At 56.4% G+C, this 16566-nt stretch carries 18 protein-coding genes; 11 read left to right on the top strand and 7 right to left on the bottom strand.

All coding sequences use genetic code 11. The features are described 5' to 3' along the window. Positions 1 to 5: 5 nt before the first annotated feature. The 4 genes from prmC to WG219_15855 all read left to right on the top strand — a co-directional run bounded on the left by prmC (position 6) and on the right by WG219_15855 (position 3071). Positions 6 to 839, top strand: a complete 834-nt coding sequence (prmC, locus tag WG219_15870; protein WXL24778.1) for a peptide chain release factor N(5)-glutamine methyltransferase — start codon at positions 6 to 8, stop codon at positions 837 to 839. 7 nt (positions 840 to 846) lie between these two features. Then, entirely contained in the window at positions 847 to 1605 is a 759-nt protein-coding gene (locus WG219_15865) for a molybdopterin-synthase adenylyltransferase MoeB (protein WXL28021.1), read from the top strand. Next, positions 1595 to 2389: a glutamate racemase gene (gene murI / locus WG219_15860; protein WXL24777.1), complete on the top strand. Its 795-nt coding sequence runs from the start codon at positions 1595 to 1597 to the stop codon at positions 2387 to 2389. Before WG219_15865 ends, murI begins: the two co-directional genes overlap by 11 nt. Positions 2390 to 2555: 166 nt before the next feature. Further along, entirely contained in the window at positions 2556 to 3071 is a 516-nt protein-coding gene (locus tag WG219_15855) for an acyloxyacyl hydrolase (protein ID WXL24776.1), read from the top strand. Positions 3072 to 3107: 36 nt separating this feature from the next. Here the strand turns inward: WG219_15855 and WG219_15850 are convergent, their stop codons facing one another. After that, complete coding sequence (locus WG219_15850) at positions 3108 to 3635, bottom strand: DUF2878 domain-containing protein (GenBank protein WXL24775.1); 528 nt, start codon at positions 3633 to 3635, stop codon at positions 3108 to 3110. A 206-nt stretch (positions 3636 to 3841) separates the two neighbouring features. Here WG219_15850 and hemH point away from each other — a divergent pair, with 206 nt between their 5' ends. Both hemH and WG219_15840 read left to right on the top strand, forming a co-directional pair. After that, entirely contained in the window at positions 3842 to 4870 is a 1029-nt protein-coding gene (hemH, locus tag WG219_15845) for a ferrochelatase (GenBank protein WXL24774.1), read from the top strand. Positions 4871 to 5040: 170 nt separating this feature from the next. Beyond that, the gene (locus WG219_15840; protein WXL24773.1) at positions 5041 to 5967 is read left to right on the top strand and encodes a hypothetical protein; all 927 of its coding nucleotides are present in this window, start codon (positions 5041 to 5043) and stop codon (positions 5965 to 5967) included. Between the two features lie 356 nt (positions 5968 to 6323). Here the strand turns inward: WG219_15840 and WG219_15835 are convergent, their stop codons facing one another. Both WG219_15835 and WG219_15830 read right to left on the bottom strand, forming a co-directional pair. After that, the gene (locus WG219_15835) at positions 6324 to 6881 is read right to left on the bottom strand and encodes an alpha/beta hydrolase (GenBank protein ID WXL24772.1); all 558 of its coding nucleotides are present in this window, start codon (positions 6879 to 6881) and stop codon (positions 6324 to 6326) included. Positions 6882 to 7174: 293 nt separating this feature from the next. Further along, on the bottom strand, positions 7175 to 8404 hold the full coding sequence (locus WG219_15830; protein ID WXL24771.1) for an MFS transporter: 1230 nt from the start codon (positions 8402 to 8404) through the stop codon (positions 7175 to 7177). A gap of 188 nt (positions 8405 to 8592) precedes the next feature. On the opposite strand from WG219_15830, the gene WG219_15825 reads away from it, so the two are divergent. After that, positions 8593 to 8991: an NUDIX domain-containing protein gene (locus WG219_15825; protein WXL24770.1), complete on the top strand. Its 399-nt coding sequence runs from the start codon at positions 8593 to 8595 to the stop codon at positions 8989 to 8991. A 21-nt stretch (positions 8992 to 9012) separates the two neighbouring features. Here the strand turns inward: WG219_15825 and WG219_15820 are convergent, their stop codons facing one another. The 3 genes from WG219_15820 to upp form a co-directional block, all read right to left on the bottom strand. Beyond that, entirely contained in the window at positions 9013 to 10044 is a 1032-nt protein-coding gene (locus WG219_15820) for a GGDEF domain-containing protein (protein ID WXL24769.1), read from the bottom strand. Between the two features lie 151 nt (positions 10045 to 10195). Continuing rightward, the gene (locus WG219_15815; GenBank protein WXL24768.1) at positions 10196 to 11458 is read right to left on the bottom strand and encodes a uracil-xanthine permease family protein; all 1263 of its coding nucleotides are present in this window, start codon (positions 11456 to 11458) and stop codon (positions 10196 to 10198) included. 3 nt (positions 11459 to 11461) lie between these two features. Further along, positions 11462 to 12100, bottom strand: coding sequence for a uracil phosphoribosyltransferase (gene upp, locus WG219_15810; GenBank protein ID WXL24767.1), 639 nt, complete (start codon positions 12098 to 12100; stop codon positions 11462 to 11464). Positions 12101 to 12326: 226 nt separating this feature from the next. Between upp and WG219_15805 the strand changes: the two genes are divergently transcribed. The 4 genes from WG219_15805 (at position 12327) to WG219_15790 (ending at position 15196) form a co-directional block, all read left to right on the top strand. Continuing rightward, complete coding sequence (locus tag WG219_15805) at positions 12327 to 12884, top strand: hypoxanthine-guanine phosphoribosyltransferase (protein ID WXL24766.1); 558 nt, start codon at positions 12327 to 12329, stop codon at positions 12882 to 12884. A 122-nt stretch (positions 12885 to 13006) separates the two neighbouring features. Then, positions 13007 to 13294: a PA4642 family protein gene (locus WG219_15800; protein ID WXL24765.1), complete on the top strand. Its 288-nt coding sequence runs from the start codon at positions 13007 to 13009 to the stop codon at positions 13292 to 13294. A gap of 158 nt (positions 13295 to 13452) precedes the next feature. Beyond that, entirely contained in the window at positions 13453 to 14046 is a 594-nt protein-coding gene (locus WG219_15795; protein ID WXL24764.1) for a TetR/AcrR family transcriptional regulator, read from the top strand. Positions 14047 to 14092: 46 nt separating this feature from the next. After that, positions 14093 to 15196, top strand: coding sequence for an NADH:flavin oxidoreductase (locus WG219_15790; protein ID WXL24763.1), 1104 nt, complete (start codon positions 14093 to 14095; stop codon positions 15194 to 15196). 487 nt (positions 15197 to 15683) lie between these two features. Here WG219_15790 and WG219_15785 read toward each other — a convergent pair whose 3' ends face one another. After that, positions 15684 to 16433, bottom strand: coding sequence for an MBL fold metallo-hydrolase (locus tag WG219_15785; GenBank protein ID WXL24762.1), 750 nt, complete (start codon positions 16431 to 16433; stop codon positions 15684 to 15686). Between the last annotated feature and the right edge of the window lie 133 nt (positions 16434 to 16566).

The raw sequence follows: 16566 nt of genomic DNA, 5'->3' as shown, positions 1-16566 counted from the left end.
AGCCCATGAGCACTATCGAACAGTTGTTAGCCAGCGCCCAGTTACCGGAGTCGCCTACGGCGCAGCTGGATATCGAGCTGTTGCTGGCCAATGCCCTAGGTAAGAACCGAAGCTACCTGCGCACCTGGCCGGAACGTGAGCTGGATGCTGAGCAGCTTGAGCGCTTTAACCAAGCGTTGGCCCGCCGCCAGGCTGGGGAGCCGGTTGCCTATATTCTGGGGCAGCAGGGTTTCTGGACCCTTGAGCTGGAAGTTGCCAGCCACACCCTTATCCCGCGTCCTGATACCGAGTTGCTGGTGGAAACGGCGCTGAGCCTGATCCCGGCAACACCTGCTCACGTACTTGATCTGGGGACCGGCACCGGTGCGATTGCTCTGGCGTTGGCCAGTGAGCGCCCAGCCTGGCAGGTCACAGGTGTTGATCGCATTGCTGAGGCTGTCGAGCTGGCTGAACGCAACCGCCAGCGTTTGGGCTTCAACCATGCCCGTTTTCTGCAAAGCCATTGGTTCAGTGCGCTGGCCGGGCAGCGCTATCAGATGATCGTCAGCAACCCGCCTTATATTGCCGCCGATGACCGTCACCTAAATGAGGGCGATGTGCGCTTCGAGCCCAGCAGTGCGCTGGTGGCCGGGGCAGATGGCCTCGACGATATTCGCCACATTATTCAGCAGGCACCGGACTACCTTGAGCAGGGCGGCTGGCTATTGCTGGAGCACGGCTTTGATCAGGCCGAGGCCGTTTGTGCGCTGCTCAGTGCGCGTGGATTCACACAGGTAGAAAGCCGCCGCGATCTCGGCGGCCACCAGCGCATCAGTCTGGGGTGCTTTAACCATGCATGACACCGCCATGCTCAGTGATGAAGAACTGCTGCGCTACAGTCGGCAGATTCTGCTGCAACAGATTGATATCGACGGTCAGCTGCGCCTGAAAAACAGCCGCGTGTTGATTGTTGGGGTCGGTGGGCTTGGCTCGCCGGTGGCTTTGTACCTGGCTGCTGCTGGGGTCGGTGAGCTGCATTTGGCCGACTTCGACACGGTAGACATGACTAACCTGCAACGGCAGGTGCTGCACGACACCGTAAGCGTCGGCCAGAGCAAGGTCGACTCCGCCAGCGCACGCCTACTGGCGATAAATCCGAACATTCGTCTGCAATGTCATCGCCAGGCACTGGACAGTGACTCACTGGCAGATGCTGTGGCAGCGGTGGATCTGGTGCTGGACTGCTCGGATAACTTCAGCACCCGCGAGGCCGTCAACGCTGCCTGTGTGGCCGCCAAGGTGCCGCTGGTAAGTGGTGCGGCGATCCGCCTTGAAGGGCAGATTTCCGTGTTTGACCCGCGTCGTGCGGAGAGTCCGTGCTATCACTGCATTTATGGTCACGGCAGTGACGCTGAACTGACCTGCAGCGAGGCCGGTGTAATTGGCCCCTTGGTGGGCATGGTGGGTAGCCTGCAAGCGCTGGAAGCCTTGAAATTGCTAGCCGGGTTCGGCGAGCCGCTGATAGGACGACTGCTATTGGTGGATGCACTGACCAGCCGCTTCCGCGAGTTGCGCCTCAAGCGCGACTCGGGGTGCGAGGTCTGTGGAGCACGCCATGGCGAGTAATGCGCCTATTGCTGTGTTCGACTCTGGCGTCGGTGGCCTGTCTGTGCTGCGCGAGATTCGGGCGTTATTGCCGAATGAATCCCTCCTGTATGTCGCTGACAGCGGACATGTGCCTTATGGCGAAAAAAGCCCGGAGTTTATCCGCGAGCGTTGCCGCCTTTTGGCGCAGTTCCTGCTGGGGCAAGGGGCAAAAATGCTGGTGATAGCCTGCAACACTGCCACGGTTGCCGGAGTGGCCGAGCTGCGTGAGCTGTACCCGGATCTGCCCGTGGTGGGCATGGAACCCGCTGTTAAGCCTGCTGCCGCAGCCTCCAAAAGCAAAGTAGTGGGTGTACTGGCCACAACCGGCACCTTAAAAAGTGCCAAATTTGCGGCCTTGTTGGATCGTTTCGCTCACGACGTGCGCGTGGTCATGCAGCCATGCCCAGGCTTGGTCGAGTGCATTGAAGCCGGTGATCTGGACAGTGCGCACACGCGCGTCTTGCTTAAAGGCTTTGTCACGCCATTGCTGGATGCGGGGTGCGACACGATTATTCTTGGGTGCACCCATTACCCGTTTATTAAGCCACTACTGCGTACATTGGTGCCTGACTCAGTCAGTCTGATTGATACCGGTGCCGCTGTTGCGCGCCAAGTGCAACGCCTGCTGAGTCAGGCTGAGGCCCTTGCTGATAAGTCGCCTCAATTGACCCGTTTCTGGACCAGTGGAAACTCTGAGGATATGAGTCGGATATTGCCGCTGCTCTGGGGGGAGAGCGCTCCGGTAACGGTTTTGCCGGATTGACTTGACAGATTGCTGGTAATTTCTAGTACTTTAGTGCACTAATTCGGTTTGATTGCAGGCTGTTTTGTGCGTTAGCAAAAGATGTAATGAGAGCTGGTGCACATTTCTGGCGATACACTATAGTTCTTAGGCAACTGATTTTTAGGTTAATTAAGGATAATTACCCATGATTAAAGCCGTGACTCCTGTTCTATTTTCAGCGCTGGTGTGGGGTAGTGTCGGGACAGTTCAGGCTGCAGACTTGAGCTTTTCCGTTGGGCGTACGGGGGAATCCTCCACGACCTATAGACTTGGTACGCAGTTCGATTTCAATCGCAGCTGGTTCGTTTCTGATGTTGGTCGCCTGACCGGATATTGGGATGCCGCCTATACCTACTGGGATGGCGATAAAAGCGCAAGCAACCACAGCATTTCCGTAAGCCCGGTGTTCGTGTACGAATTCGCCGCTGAGCGCTTTAAGCCCTATGTTGAGGCGGGTATCGGTGTGGCCGGGTTTACCAGTACCGAAGTTGAAGGCAATCAGTTAGGTTCAGCCTTCCAATTCGAAGACCGCATTGGCTTCGGTGTGCGCTTCGACAACCAAGAGATTGGTATTCGCGCGATCCATTACTCCAATGCAAGCATCAAGCAGCCTAACGACGGCATTGAGAGTTACAGCCTGCACTACCGGGTTGGGTTCTGAATTCCTCGCATAAAAAACCGGGCTAAGCCCGGTTTTTTATGCCCGCCGCTGAGCTCGTTGAGCCTGCTCAAACTGCAGGCGGTACAGCTCAGCAAAGCCGTGCAGGGCAGGCAAAACACCTGCCCAAAGCACGGCAATCAGCAGCAGAGTCTTGGTGTAACCATAGGGATAAGCCACGTTACCAATCAGACCCATCAGCCCATACACCACAGCGCCGTAGCAGGCACCGAAAATACTGGCCTTCCACCACGGCCGGGCGCTCCAGGCCAGGCAATGATTCAGGGTTGTACCCAGCAGCAGCCACATAGCCGCTTGCCAAAGTGGTAGCAGCTGACGCGGCTCGGCATAGTCGAATACCCCAAGTTGCAGCATAAAACTGTCCAGCGCGGAGCCCGCAATCAGTGTGCTGGCCAACAGCTTGCCTTCTGCGGCCCAACGGCTGGTCCACAACAAATGAACCACCAGTGCCACCGCTACCAGTGCCAGCCAGGGCGTACCTCCTGCGAGCAGGCACACAGACAGGCCACAGATAAAGAGCAGGGCATTGACAAGGTTCTTTGGCATGGGGCTTTGGCGTTCCTTAGGTTTAACAACATGATCAAGCGCATGGGTGGGCTTTGAGCACAGCGCAAGGATACAGCCTGAATTTAATTAGCCCGATTGATTTTTCTCAGCAGCCGCAAACTGTCGAAGCTCCTTATAATGCCGGCCACTTGTATGCATTCATCTAGCCATCGGCTCTAGGCCGCTCGTTACTGTTAGGGCTCTTCATGACTGATCACGCGCTGTTACTGGTAAACCTTGGCTCCCCGAATTCGCCTGAGGTAGACGACGTGCGTCGCTACCTCAACCAATTCCTGATGGACCCGTATGTGATTGATCTGCCATGGCCCGTGCGTCGTCTGCTGGTCTCGCTGATTTTGATCAAGCGCCCGGCGGCCTCCGCTCATGCCTACTCCTCCATCTGGTGGGAAGACGGCTCGCCACTGCTGGTGCTTAGCAAGCGCCTGCAAGCCGCCATGCGTGAGCAGTGGACACAAGGCCCGGTTGAACTGGCCATGCGCTATGGTGAGCCGTCGATTGAAAGCGTGCTGCTGCGTATGGCCGAGCAGGGTATTCGCAACATTACCCTGGCGCCGCTGTACCCACAGTTTGCCGACAGCACCACCACCACCGTGATCGAAGAAGCCCGCCGCGTGGTGCGCAAGCACAACTTGCCGGTGCAGTTCTCGCTGTTGCAACCGTTCTACGATCAGCCGGAATACCTTGATGCACTGGTTGACAGCGCCAAGCCCTATTTGGAGCAGGACTTCGATCACGTACTGCTGAGCTTCCACGGCCTGCCGGAAAGCCATATCCGCAAATTGGTTAACCCGATTGATCCTAAGCACGATCTCTTGGCGACCAACACCGCAGGCATCAGCGATGCCGTTATGGCCAAGTGTTACCGCAGCCAATGCCTGCGTGTCGGTGAAGTGTTTGCCGAGCGCATGGGGCTTAAGCCAGAGCAGTGGTCGGTGGCGTTCCAGTCACGCCTGGGCAAAAACAAATGGATCGAGCCCTACACCGAAGCCACGATTGATGAGCTGGCCCAACGCGGCGTGAAGAAACTGCTGGTCATGTGCCCGGCATTTGTCGCCGACTGCATCGAGACCCTCGAAGAGATCGGCATGCGTGGTGCTGAGCAGTTCATTGAGGCAGGCGGGGAGAGCCTGCAACTGGTGCCGTGTGTTAATGACCACCCGAGCTGGGTGTCGGCCCTTGGCACGTTGGTGCGCCGGGCGGTGCCGCTTTCATAATCCGCCAACCGGCGTGGAACTCTTATGTTCCGCGCCGTCTAACAACACATCTGTGTCTTGCTGATTGTAGGACATTCTCTCTGTAACACCGCTATAGTCAGTCCCAGCGTGCTTGGTAGCCACAAGCAAGTTGCGCAGGATAGTGCGCGCTTTGCGGCTTGGAGTATTTCGTGTCAGCACCCAAAGGTGCCGGCGAAGCAGTGGATACACTAAAAAAGGAACTGCGTGCCATGTTTGCTATTCCCCCTCGTGCCCTCCAGCTGGCGCGTATTGCTGTGTCCATTTTTGCAGTCGCGCTGTTACTGGGCGTGGCATTTCTGCTTTGGCAATACCTGTACCCGGTCAGCGCCGCCAAAGGCTGGGATGTCCGCGTGGCGTATGACCACATCGAAAAAGCCGCGGCGCTGGAGCTGGATGACAACGGAAATCTCATCGTCAGCTCAGAACTTAACGGTGGTAAAGGCAGCATCCTCAGCATTGCGCCTAATGACGTGCGTACCTCATTGATCGAAAACCTCTCCAAGCCAGACGGACTCACCACCTTTAATGGCGCCCTAGTGTTCAGCCAGGAAGCAGGCGAGCACGCCGTGTCGAGCTACCAAAATGGCGTAATCACCCCGTTGTTCCAGGGTGACAACGTGCAGGGCCTTTTGGCTGATGGTGACAACCTGTACGCCATTGAAGACCGTAAAGGCGATGGCCGCTTGCTGCGTTATGACGCTTCAGACAAAACTGTCGATGTATTGCGCAGCAACCTCAATGAAGCTGAAACCGTGCAAATCTGCCCCAACCGGCAGATGTACTACAACGAAAAGGAAAAAGGCGTAGTCCGCCGCCTGAGCACCGACGGCACCGATCCAGTTGTACTGTCTGGCCTGAAAGAACCCAGCTTTCTGTATTGCGATGCTCGTGGCCTGTGGGTATCAGAAGACCGCACCCACCGCGCGCGCCTGCTGTTGCTGGATAATGAAGGCAACCTCAACGTCATTCTGACCTTCCTCAAGGCGCCACAAGAGCTGATCCCAGCTGGCGATGGCAAATACCTGCTCGCCGAAGGTGGCCGCGACCGCGTGCTGGAAATTACCGCCCCGAAATAAGGCTAACAACGAAAAGTGGCCGAGCCTAAGCTGCCACTTGAGAGAAGAAAAAACGCAGCTGATTCCCGTGTACTTGCCTAATCGTGAGTGTGCGTGAGTTGAGCTGCGTTTTTTATTAAAAGGGCGTTAACAACGCCTTAGGCGGATTTATCGTTACCGCGTGAAGCCTTACCACTCTCCAGCAGTAGTGGTCTACTAATCCCGGACACCTTTTTAGGCCAGAATGATCGCCATTCAGAGGTGTTCAATGAGCAGACAACGACGTACCTTCACTCCTAACTTCGATAGCCCAGCCATTCGCCCTTCGAGCATAAACCGTTAACGGCAAACCATTCGCGAACTAATGGATAGGCTCTTTACACCTGTTTAAACTGCAAATCCCCCGTCAGTTTGTACAGCAACGCAATCCCTTCAGGCCAAAGGCCGTAGCCGGTTTCGCTGTTGATATGGCCGGCATTCTCCAGTACGTGTAATTCACTGCCCCAGGCATTGGCGAAGGTTGTGGCCCGAGCCAGGGATACATACGGGTCGTTTGTGCTGGCGACCACGATTGTTGGAAACGGCAGGCGTTGTGTATGCATCGGGGTAAAGCCTTTGGTGCCCGAGGGGTAGCTGTCTGCTTCTGTATCGCTAGGGGCGACCAGCAGCGCGCCGCGCACTTTGTTGTTATCGGGATACTGCTGGGCCCACAAGGTAATTAAGGTGCACGCCAAGCTGTGGGCAACGAGTACGACTTGCCCTTCGCAAGCATTAATTGCCTGATTCAGGCGGGCCACCCAGTCTGTGGTAGTCGGTGTTTCCCAATCCTGTTGTTCAACCCGCTTAAGGCTCGGAAACTGTCGTTCCCAGTGCGACTGCCAGTGCGCTTCTCCAGAGTTGAAAAGGCCCGGCAAGATTAACGTCCTAACTGTCATGGTTTTCTCCTGAGGAATGGTTCAAACACGCCTTGAGAACCTGCGGCGACAAATAGGACCATGCCTGTGATTTAGGCGTCAACTTGGCTTAAAGCAAAAAAGCCCGCCTATGATGGGCGGGCTTTTAGTAGACCTTTTGAGGCGCTGTGGCTGAGTTTTTGTTTTCCAAGACCTGACACTGCGACAGGTCTGGCAACCAAAGGTGGAAGCGCTACGCGATTCCACCCTACACAATCGTATATGCAGCCTGAACAGCCGATCCCGGGACCGTGATTTGCTTCTGTGGTTGTCTCTTACGCTCTGGGTTTAAGCGCCTTTGTACGCGGTAGCAAGGCAGTGGCAAGGCCCAGCAGGGGGAGGAACGAAACAACATGGTAGACCCAGACGATACCTTTAATGTCGGCCAATTCACCTAGTCCGGCTGCACCGACACCACCAATACCAAACATTAGGCCGAACATTAGCCCAGAGACCATGCCGACGCGGCCAGGTACGGCTTCTTGGGCATACACCACCATGGCAGAGAAGGCCGATGACATCACCAGACCGATCATGATGGCCAGCACGGCGGTCAGCGTGGGGCCGACATAAGGCAGGGCCAACGCAAACGGCGCTACACCTAGGAATGAAACCCAGATCACGGCCTTACGCCCGATCCTGTCGCCAATCGGGCCACCAGCAAAGGTGCCCAGGGCGATAGCGGCAAGGAAAATGAACAGATAAACCTGGCTCTGTTGCACGCCCATGCTGAAGCGTTCCATCAGGTAGAACGTGAAGTAGTTGGTAAATGCCCCGATGTAGATGAACTTGGCAAACATCAGCACGGCGATCACCGCAATGGCCTGGATCACCTGCTTGCGACTAAGCCCCTCGGCATTGCCTCCCGAGAGTTTTTTCAAGCGGGCCTGGCCATGGCTGATGGTCCAGAGGGTGAGTCGCCACAGCACAAAAATGCCCAGCGCGGCAGCCAGCATGAACCATGCAATCGCATACTGGCCAAAGGGGATCACAATCGCGGCGGCCAACAAGGGCCCCAGTGCTGTGCCTGAATTACCGCCTACCTGAAAGGTCGATTGTGCCGTACCGAAGCGTCCGCCCGAGCCCATTCGCGCAACCCGTGAGGCTTCAGGGTGGAAGGTGGCTGAGCCGATACCCATCACGCCGGAGCCCAGCAGCAGCCATTCATAACTGGGCGCCAAGGCCAGCATGCACATGCCCAACAAGGTCATCACCATACCGGCTGGCAGCAGGTAAGGCATGGGGTGTTTGTCGGTGTAGAGCCCGATCCAGGGTTGCAGAAATGAGGCAATCAGCTGGTAGATCATGCCCAGTATGCCGATCTGCGAAAAACTCAGGGAAAACTCGCTTTTGAACAGCGGGTAGACCGCAGGCAAGACGGCCTGGCACAGATCGTTGACCAAATGGGCAAAGGCAGCAGCCCCCACCACAGGCAACAGAAACTGATTGGCGGAGGGCGCGTGAGTCTGCGATGGGTGGTTGGGTTGAGCAGATGGATTGGTCATACGGGGAACTTATTCTGGAGAAAACAGGAAGAGGTGTTGTCCACAAAAAGCTGTATTGCAGCACTCATCGGGTGGCTTAGAGGTTCTGCTGCGGTGATAGTGCCTGCATCGCTTGTTAGGTGGCTAACATTTTCTGCCCAGCGTGCCTCTTTTTCACTTAGGAGGCAGCTTACTCAGGAGGAGTGGTTGTGGAGCGTTATCCCGTTTCGATTAAAAGTGTGTTGTTTTCCCCAGCCCAAGAGGTGGTGTTGCTGCTTAACGAGCGCAATGAGTGGGAGTTGCCTGGTGGGCGAATTGAACGCGGGGAGACCTCTGAGCAATGCCTGATCCGGGAGATCAGTGAAGAGCTCAGCCTTGAGGTTTCAGTGGGTAAATTGCTGGATACCTACCTGTTTGAGGTTATCCCCGGCAAGCACGTGTTTATCGCCACCTACCACTGCGTGCTGGCTGGCCCGTTTGACCCCAAGGTCAGCCACGAGCACAAACACATCGGCCTGTTTCCGGCCCATCGACTGCCGGATAACCTGCCACAAGGCTACAGGGCTTCGATTGAGCGTGCGGGTAGCCCGGATCAGCCTGGGGCGTAATCCGGGGGCTCTGCCAAGAGGCTAGGAGGCGTTACTTTTACGCTGCTGTTTCACTTTGTACATCTCGTGATCAGCCAGCCTGATGGCTTCGTCAGCGCTCATGCTGGTGGGGAGGAGGGCGGCAATACCTACGCTGGCGCCGGCATAATCCAGTATGACTTCGCCATTTTTCAGGCTGAAACGACCGATGCTGGCGTCGGTCAGGCGCTTTTGCAGAAGTTTGGCGGCGTGGTGCATATCCTCGGTTTGACCCGAGGACGTGGAAGCGCCCAGCGCAAGCACGATGAACTCATCGCCACCTGCGCGGCCGATGATGTCGCTGGCTCTCAGCGATTGTTGGAGTTTAGTGGTAATGCTGAGCAGAAACTCATCGCCGGCCAGGTGTCCGTGGGTGTCATTGATCTGTTTGAAGTTATCCAGATCAATGACTCCGATAAGGATGAATTGCTGGTTGCGCTTTGCGAGGTCGAAAAAACGCTCAACGTCCTTAAACACGGCGCGGCGGTTGGGCAGACCGGTCAGAGGATCAGTCAGTGCCAGTTTTATCAGCTCTTTGTTAGCGATCTGCAGCCGTTCGACCAGCAACTCCCGTTCTAGTGAATAGCTAAGCAGCCCTGATAGCAGGTTAAGCAGTGGCTCAACATCAGGCGCACGGTTCACGCTGTCTGAGCTGGCTGCGCATACCGTACCTAACAGATCACCATTCTGCGCCCGGATAGGCGCCGAAACGTAAGTCTTTATCCCCAGCTGTGCCGCTGCGGCTGAGTCGCCCCAGCATTCACTGACATTATTGGTGTACATGCGGTTTTGCTCTATGGCCCGCTTGCACAGTGTATCTCCCCAAGGTACTTCCAGCCCCTCGGGGATGGTCATGTCACCAGTGTTGTGGGAGAAGATCACGCGCTGAGTGCCCGCAGTCAGGTCAATGGTCGTGAGGTAGGTCGATTCCATGCCCGTGACCTGGCTGAGGATTGTCAGTAATGGCCGGGTCAATTCTTCCAGGCTGCGGGCTTTGGGGACGGTATCTGAAAGGAGGTTGAGAATCGGGTCCATGGGTTCAGCCGTTGTAGGGGAGATAACTTAATTCTTGATCAATATGTGCGTGATTGCACATTGCCAGATCAATAAATTTCGATTTTATAAAGCGTGCTGAGCCGTAACGAAAAGCCCCGCAAATGCGGGGCTTGGGAATTGCTGCAAAGGTTTAAACATCCGGGTCGATGACTTTGCTTTTCCAAGCATTGCCACCTGGTAGGATCAGGTTTAGCAGCAGGGCAATAACCGCGCACAGGGAAATGCCGGACAGGGCGAAGTCGTTACCGCCGATCACCATGCCACCAATGCCGAATACCAGTGTGACCGACACGATGATCAGGTTACGCGCCTCGGACAGATCAACCTGATGGCGGATCAGGGTGTTCAGGCCCACTACAGCAATCGAACCAAACAGCAGGCAGAGAATACCGCCCATTACCGGTACCGGAATACTTTGCAGTGCGGTTCCAAACTTCCCTACAAAGGCTAGGGCAATGGCGATGAACGCAGCCCACGTCATGATTTTCGGGTTGTAGTTCTTGGTCAGCATCACCGCGCCAGTGACTTCGGCGTAGGTGGTGTTAGGCGGGCCGCCGAACATACCGGCTGCGGAAGTGGCCAGGCCATCACCGAGCAGGGTGCGGTGCAAGCCGGGTTTCTTGATGAAGTTTTTGCCGGTTACGCTGCCAATGGCAACCACGCCGCCGATGTGCTCAATCGCCGGTGCCAGGGCTACAGGGACGATGTACAGAATCGCGCCCCAATGCAGCTCGGGTGCAACAAAGGCGGGCATGGCGAACCACGGTGCTGCGTGTACAGCACTGGTGTCAATCACGCCAAACATGGCAGCAACTGCACAGCCCGCAATAATACCGGCAAGGATGGGCACCAGGCGCAGCAAGCCGCGACCCAGCGCGGCCACCAGTACGGTGACAACCAGTGCAGTCATGGAGATCAGCATGGCGGTTTCGTACGGAACCAGCTGTGCACTGCCGTCACCGGACTTACCCATGGCCATGTTCACCGCAACTGGCGACAGGGCCAGGCCGATGGAGATAATTACCGGGGCAATGACAACTGGCGGTAGCAGCTTATCGATAAACTCGGCGCCGCGGACTTTAACCACGGCACTGAGCAGCACGTAAACCAAACCTGAGGCAATGATGCCACCCAGCACCGCAGGCAATCCGAACTCGCCTTTGGCGGCCAGAATCGGAGCAATGAATGCGAAGCTGGAGGCGAGGAACACAGGCACTTGGCGGCCTGTTACCAGTTGGAACAGCAACGTCCCGATACCCGCTGTGAACAGTGCTACGTTCGGGTCCATGCCGGTAATCAGGGGCATCAGCACCAGTGCACCGAATGCCACAAACAGCATTTGCGCGCCGGAGATTACCTGGCGCCAGAGTGGGTCATTGAATTCATCCTGCATTTATCAGGCATCCTTCTGTTTGGTGCCGAAGATTTTGTCGCCCGCATCACCCAGACCAGGAATGATGTAGCCCTGATCGTTGAGGTGGCTGTCGATAGACGCGGTATAGATGGTGACGTCCGGGTGAGCATCTTTGACCGCTTTGATGCCTTCGGGCGCGGCTACCAGCACCATCGCACGTATTTCCTTACAACCGGCCTTTTTCAGGAGGTCGATGGTGGCGACCATTGAGCCGCCGGTGGCCAGCATTGGGTCAACGATCATGGCCAGACGCTCGTCGATTTCCGGCACCAGTTTTTCCAGATACGTGTGGGCTTGCAGGGTTTCCTCGTTACGAGCAACACCTACGGCACTTACTTTGGCGCCTGGGATCAGACTAAGCACACCGTCGAGCATGCCAATACCTGCACGCAGAATCGGCACAATGGTGATTTTTTTGCCGGAGATTTTTTCGACCTGCACCGGGCCACACCAGCCGTCCAGTTCGTAGTTTTCCAGCGGCAGATCCTTTGTCGCTTCATAAGTCAGCAAGGCCGCGATTTCCTGAGCCAGTTCGCGGAAGTTCTTAGTGCTGATCCCAGCACGGCGCATCAGGCCGATCTTGTGGCGAATGAGCGGGTGACGGATCTCGAGGACGGACATTGGACGGGGTTCTCCGGAGGCAGGTAAACCGCTAAAGATTAAAGCATTGGCAGCTTTATGTGTCCTAATTTGTCTAAATTGCCCTAATGTATAGTTTTTAGCCGCTATTCACCGCCATTGCTCGGCATTTGCTTGCCGGTCATTTGCCCAAATAGTATCTTTTCCGGTTTTTATCTTGACGCCTTGGTCAGCTTCCTGGCGGGGCCCGCAGTAGAGAGGAAACACAATGTCCGCTGAACTCGCGCATATCCGCCAGGTGATGGCTGAAGCCGATTGCTTGTACACCGAAGCCCAGGTCGAGGCTGCCATCGACCAAGTCGCCGCCTCGATCACTGAGAAGCTGGCTGACAGCAACCCTGTGGTGTTCTGTGTGATGAACGGCGGCCTGATCTTCTCCGGCAAGCTGGTGACCAAACTGAATTTCCCGCTGGAGCTGTCCTACCTGCATGCCACTCGTTACCGCAACGAGACCACGGGCGGTGAGCTGTTTTGGAAGGCTAAGCCAGAGATTTCCTTCATTGATCGTGATGTGCTGATCATCGACGACATTCTGGATGAAGGGCACACCCTGCGCGCCATCATCGACTTTTGCCGTCATGCCGGTGCCCGCGCAGTTCACACCGCCGTGCTGATCGATAAGGATCACGACCGCAAAGCTATTCCTGGTATGAAGGCTGATTTTGTCGGTATGTCCTGCATTGACCGTTACATTTTTGGTTACGGCATGGATTACAAAGGTTACTGGCGTAATGCTGCTGGTATTTACGCGGTTAAGGGCCTGTAAGGCACTAGCTTGCCAGCGGTTTCGACAAGGATTGCAGTTCGTGCAGGATGCACGCCGTTGAGCGCCGCCCCCTACCAGCGGTAAACTGCGCGCCCCGTGAGGCTTGGTAGCTGGAGTGAACCGTGCGTAAAGACAAGAAACAGGTTATTGGCGAAGAAATCAGCGATGAGCAGATCAAGCGCTTCCTCAATGAAGAGCCGGCCGACGCCACCCCACCTTCGCTGCATAAGTTGATTAAGGCCTATCGCGGTCTGCGTGTTGACGACTTCGAGCGTTTTGTAGGCTTTTTCGTTGAGGCAGGTTTTGACCTCAACGCCAAGGACGCTCAGGGCAATGATTTTGTGGCGTTGATTCAGGACCAGCGTTTCGCTGAGTCTTACATCGACATCATCAAAGCTGCCCGCGGCTGATAGTCCTCTCCCTGCTGGGCTGTGAGCGTTCACGGCCCAGTGGCGGCCCTGCTGTAATTCCCCTGCGTTTCTATTTATTCATACTGCCGTTTTGGGCTGATGATCACTGCGATCAATAGTAGTGGCAGCATCCGAGACGACCGGTCATATTCTTGACCATGAATAGTCGCAGCCGTCTTGATAAACGTGAGTTGATCCTCGCCAAAGGTGCTGAGGTGATGACCCGTCGTGGTTATCACGGCGCTGGTGTGCAAGAGATTGTGCAAGCCGCTGGCGTGCCCAAGGGATCTTTCTATCACTACTTTGAAAGCAAGGAAGACTTTGCCCTGCAAGCCTTGCAGAGCGTCTATCAACCGCGCTTGCAACGCTACGCCGATGCCCTGAGCAATTCTGCGCTAAGCCCCCGCGAGCGGATTCTCGGCTATTACCACGATCTGCATGAGCACTTCGCCCGCCAGGAACGCCTCAAATACCATTGTTTTATCGGCAGCCTGAGCTTTGAAATGGCTGAGCTGTCGCCTGCACTTGGCGTGGCGGTGGATGGCATTTTGCAGCAGTCGGCGGACATTCTTCAGGCTTGCCTTGAGCAGGCACAGGCTGCCGGACAGCTGGCAGCCGATGAGGACTGCCGCAATCTGGCTGCCTTTATCTGCAATGCCTGGCAGGGCACGCTGACCCGGCTGAAAGTCTCCGGCAATTTGCAGGCATTAACCGATTTCATTGAACGCTTGCAGCGCCTGCTGCAAGCCTAAGTAACCGACATCAATCAGTTGCGGCCCAAGCCGCCAAGGAATGAGCATGACTGCATCTGCACTGTTTAAGCCTTTTTCTCTGGGCAACCTGACGCTGCCAACCCGCGTGGTGATGGCGCCAATGACCCGTTCCTTCTCGCCGGGCGGTGTACCGGGTGCCAATGTGATCGAGTACTACCGCCGCCGTGCAGCAGCCGGTGTTGGCCTGATCATCACTGAAGGCACCACCGTCGGTCATAAAGCCAGCAACGGTTACCCGCATGTGCCGCGCTTTTATGGTGAAGACGCCTTGGCGGGGTGGCAGAAGGTTGTTGATGCAGTGCACGCCGAAGGCGGCAAGATTGTCCCGCAGCTGTGGCACGTCGGCAGCGTGCGCCGCATTGGTACAGAGCCGGATGCCAGCGTGCCGGGCTATGGCCCGAGTGAGAAAGTGAAAGATGGCAATGTCATCGTCCACGGCATGACTAAAGAGGACATTCAGGAGGTCATTGCTGCCTTTGCTCAGGCCGCCAAAGACGCTAAGCGCATCGGCATGGATGGCGTTGAACTGCACGGCGCACACGGCTACCTGATTGACCAGTTCTTCTGGGAGGGCAGCAACCAACGCACTGACGAATACGGTGGTGATCAGGCGGGGCGCTCGCGTTTTGCCATCGAGTTGATCAAGGCCGTGCGTGAGGCGGTGGGCCCAGACTTCCCGATCATCCTGCGCTGGTCGCAGTGGAAGCAGCAGGATTACAAAGCGCGTTTGGTGGAAACCCCTGAAGCCTTGGAAGCCTTCCTCAAGCCGCTGTCGGATGCAGGTGTGGATATCTTCCATTGCTCGACACGGCGCTTCTGGGAGCCTGAGTTCGAAGGCTCAGACCTCAACCTGGCAGGCTGGACGCGCAAACTCACCGGTAAGCCGGTCATCACCGTCGGCAGCGTAGGGCTGGATGAAGAGTTCATGCAGTTTATGGTCAACACTGACAAGGTGGCCCAGCCCGCCAGCCTGGAGAAACTGCTGGAGCGCCTGAACAAGCAGGAGTTCGATCTGGTGGCCGTTGGTCGCGCGCTGTTGGTTGACCCGGATTGGGCGCTGAAGGTACGGGATGGCCGCGAACAGGACATCCTGCCGTTTAGCCGCGACGCCTTGACCAAGCTGGTCTGAGATAGCGGCGTCTACCAATGGTGGATAACCTGCTGCGCAGGCTTATCCACCCTACGCGGCGTGTGTTTTGACGGTGATTTGTAGGGTGGGTAAGGCCGTAGGCTTACCCACCGTTGCGTCAGCCGCAGTTCTACCGCCCACCTTGTAGGAGGGGCGGTTAGTGGTGTTCTTGGTCTAGTGATCTACTCGTGAGCCGGCGCTGGATAACCTGCTGCGCAGGCTTATCCACCCTACGCGGCGTGTGTTTTGACGGTGATTTGTAGGGTGGGTAAGGCCGTAGGCTTACCCACCGTTGCGTCAGCCGCAGTTCTAGCGCTCACCTTCCAGGAGGGGCGATTAGTGGTGTTCTTGGTCTAGTGATCTACTCGTGAGCCGGCGCTGGATAACCGGCTGCGCAGGCTTATCCACCCTACGCGATGTGTGTTTTGACGGTGATTTGTAGGGTGGGTAAGGCCGTGGGCTTACCCACCGTTGGCCATTCAGGACCTCACCCCTGCGGGTTAATGTCCTGCTGCTCGCAATACTTACGTAACTCATCGGTGAGATGCGGCGGGCACACGCCGCATTGGCGGTTGCCGGGCAGGGCGTGGTCTATGAATTTCGGGTAGGGCAGGTTGAGGTTGGCCATGATCTCGCTGAACTGCTCCAAGCTGATGCCCTCGGCGAGCCGTGGATTACGCTGTTTTTCTTGGCCGATGCTGCTGACTCGGCGGCCCTGATAGTCGTGTCCGGGGTAGACCAACGTGTCGTCCGGCAGGCTGAACAATTTGTTGTGCACGCTGTGGTACAGCGCCTCACTGCTGCCGTTCTGGAAGTCAGTGCGTCCGCAGCCATCAATCAGCAAGGCGTCGCCTGTAAACAAACGTTCTTCCACCAGATAGGCATGATGCCCATCGGTGTGTCCTGGTGTGTGTAAAGGCAAGATGCGCAGGCTGCCGACCTCCAGCACAACGCCATCTTCGATACCGATATCCACACACGGCAGGCCATCCAGCGCAGGGGCGGCGATCTGGCTGCCAGTCCGTTCGCGCAGGGTTTTGGCGGCGGTGATGTGGTCCGCGTGGATATGGGTTTCCAGTGTGTAAGCCAACTTCAGGCCACGTTGTTGCAGTTCGCTCAGGTCGCGCTCAAGGGTAGAAATGACCGGGTCAATCAAGACCGCCAAGCCTGTTTCAGGGCAGCCCAGCAAGTAGGTAAAGGTGCAGGAAACCGGTTCAAACAGCTGGCGAAATATCATGTGAGCCTCATTTGCTGAGTGTTTCACGGCCTGTGGAATCGGCCTGAAACCGTGAGTGCAAGGGCGTTGGGTATTCCATCTTCATCGACCTCGGCTTCAATTGAGGGTTCTATAATATATGTTATTTTAAAGT

Origin of the sequence: Pseudomonas mendocina (assembly GCA_037482215.1) — a bacterium.
Classification (GTDB): domain Bacteria; phylum Pseudomonadota; class Gammaproteobacteria; order Pseudomonadales; family Pseudomonadaceae; genus Aquipseudomonas; species Aquipseudomonas mendocina_E.
This window is presented reverse-complemented; position numbering and strand designations above follow the sequence as displayed.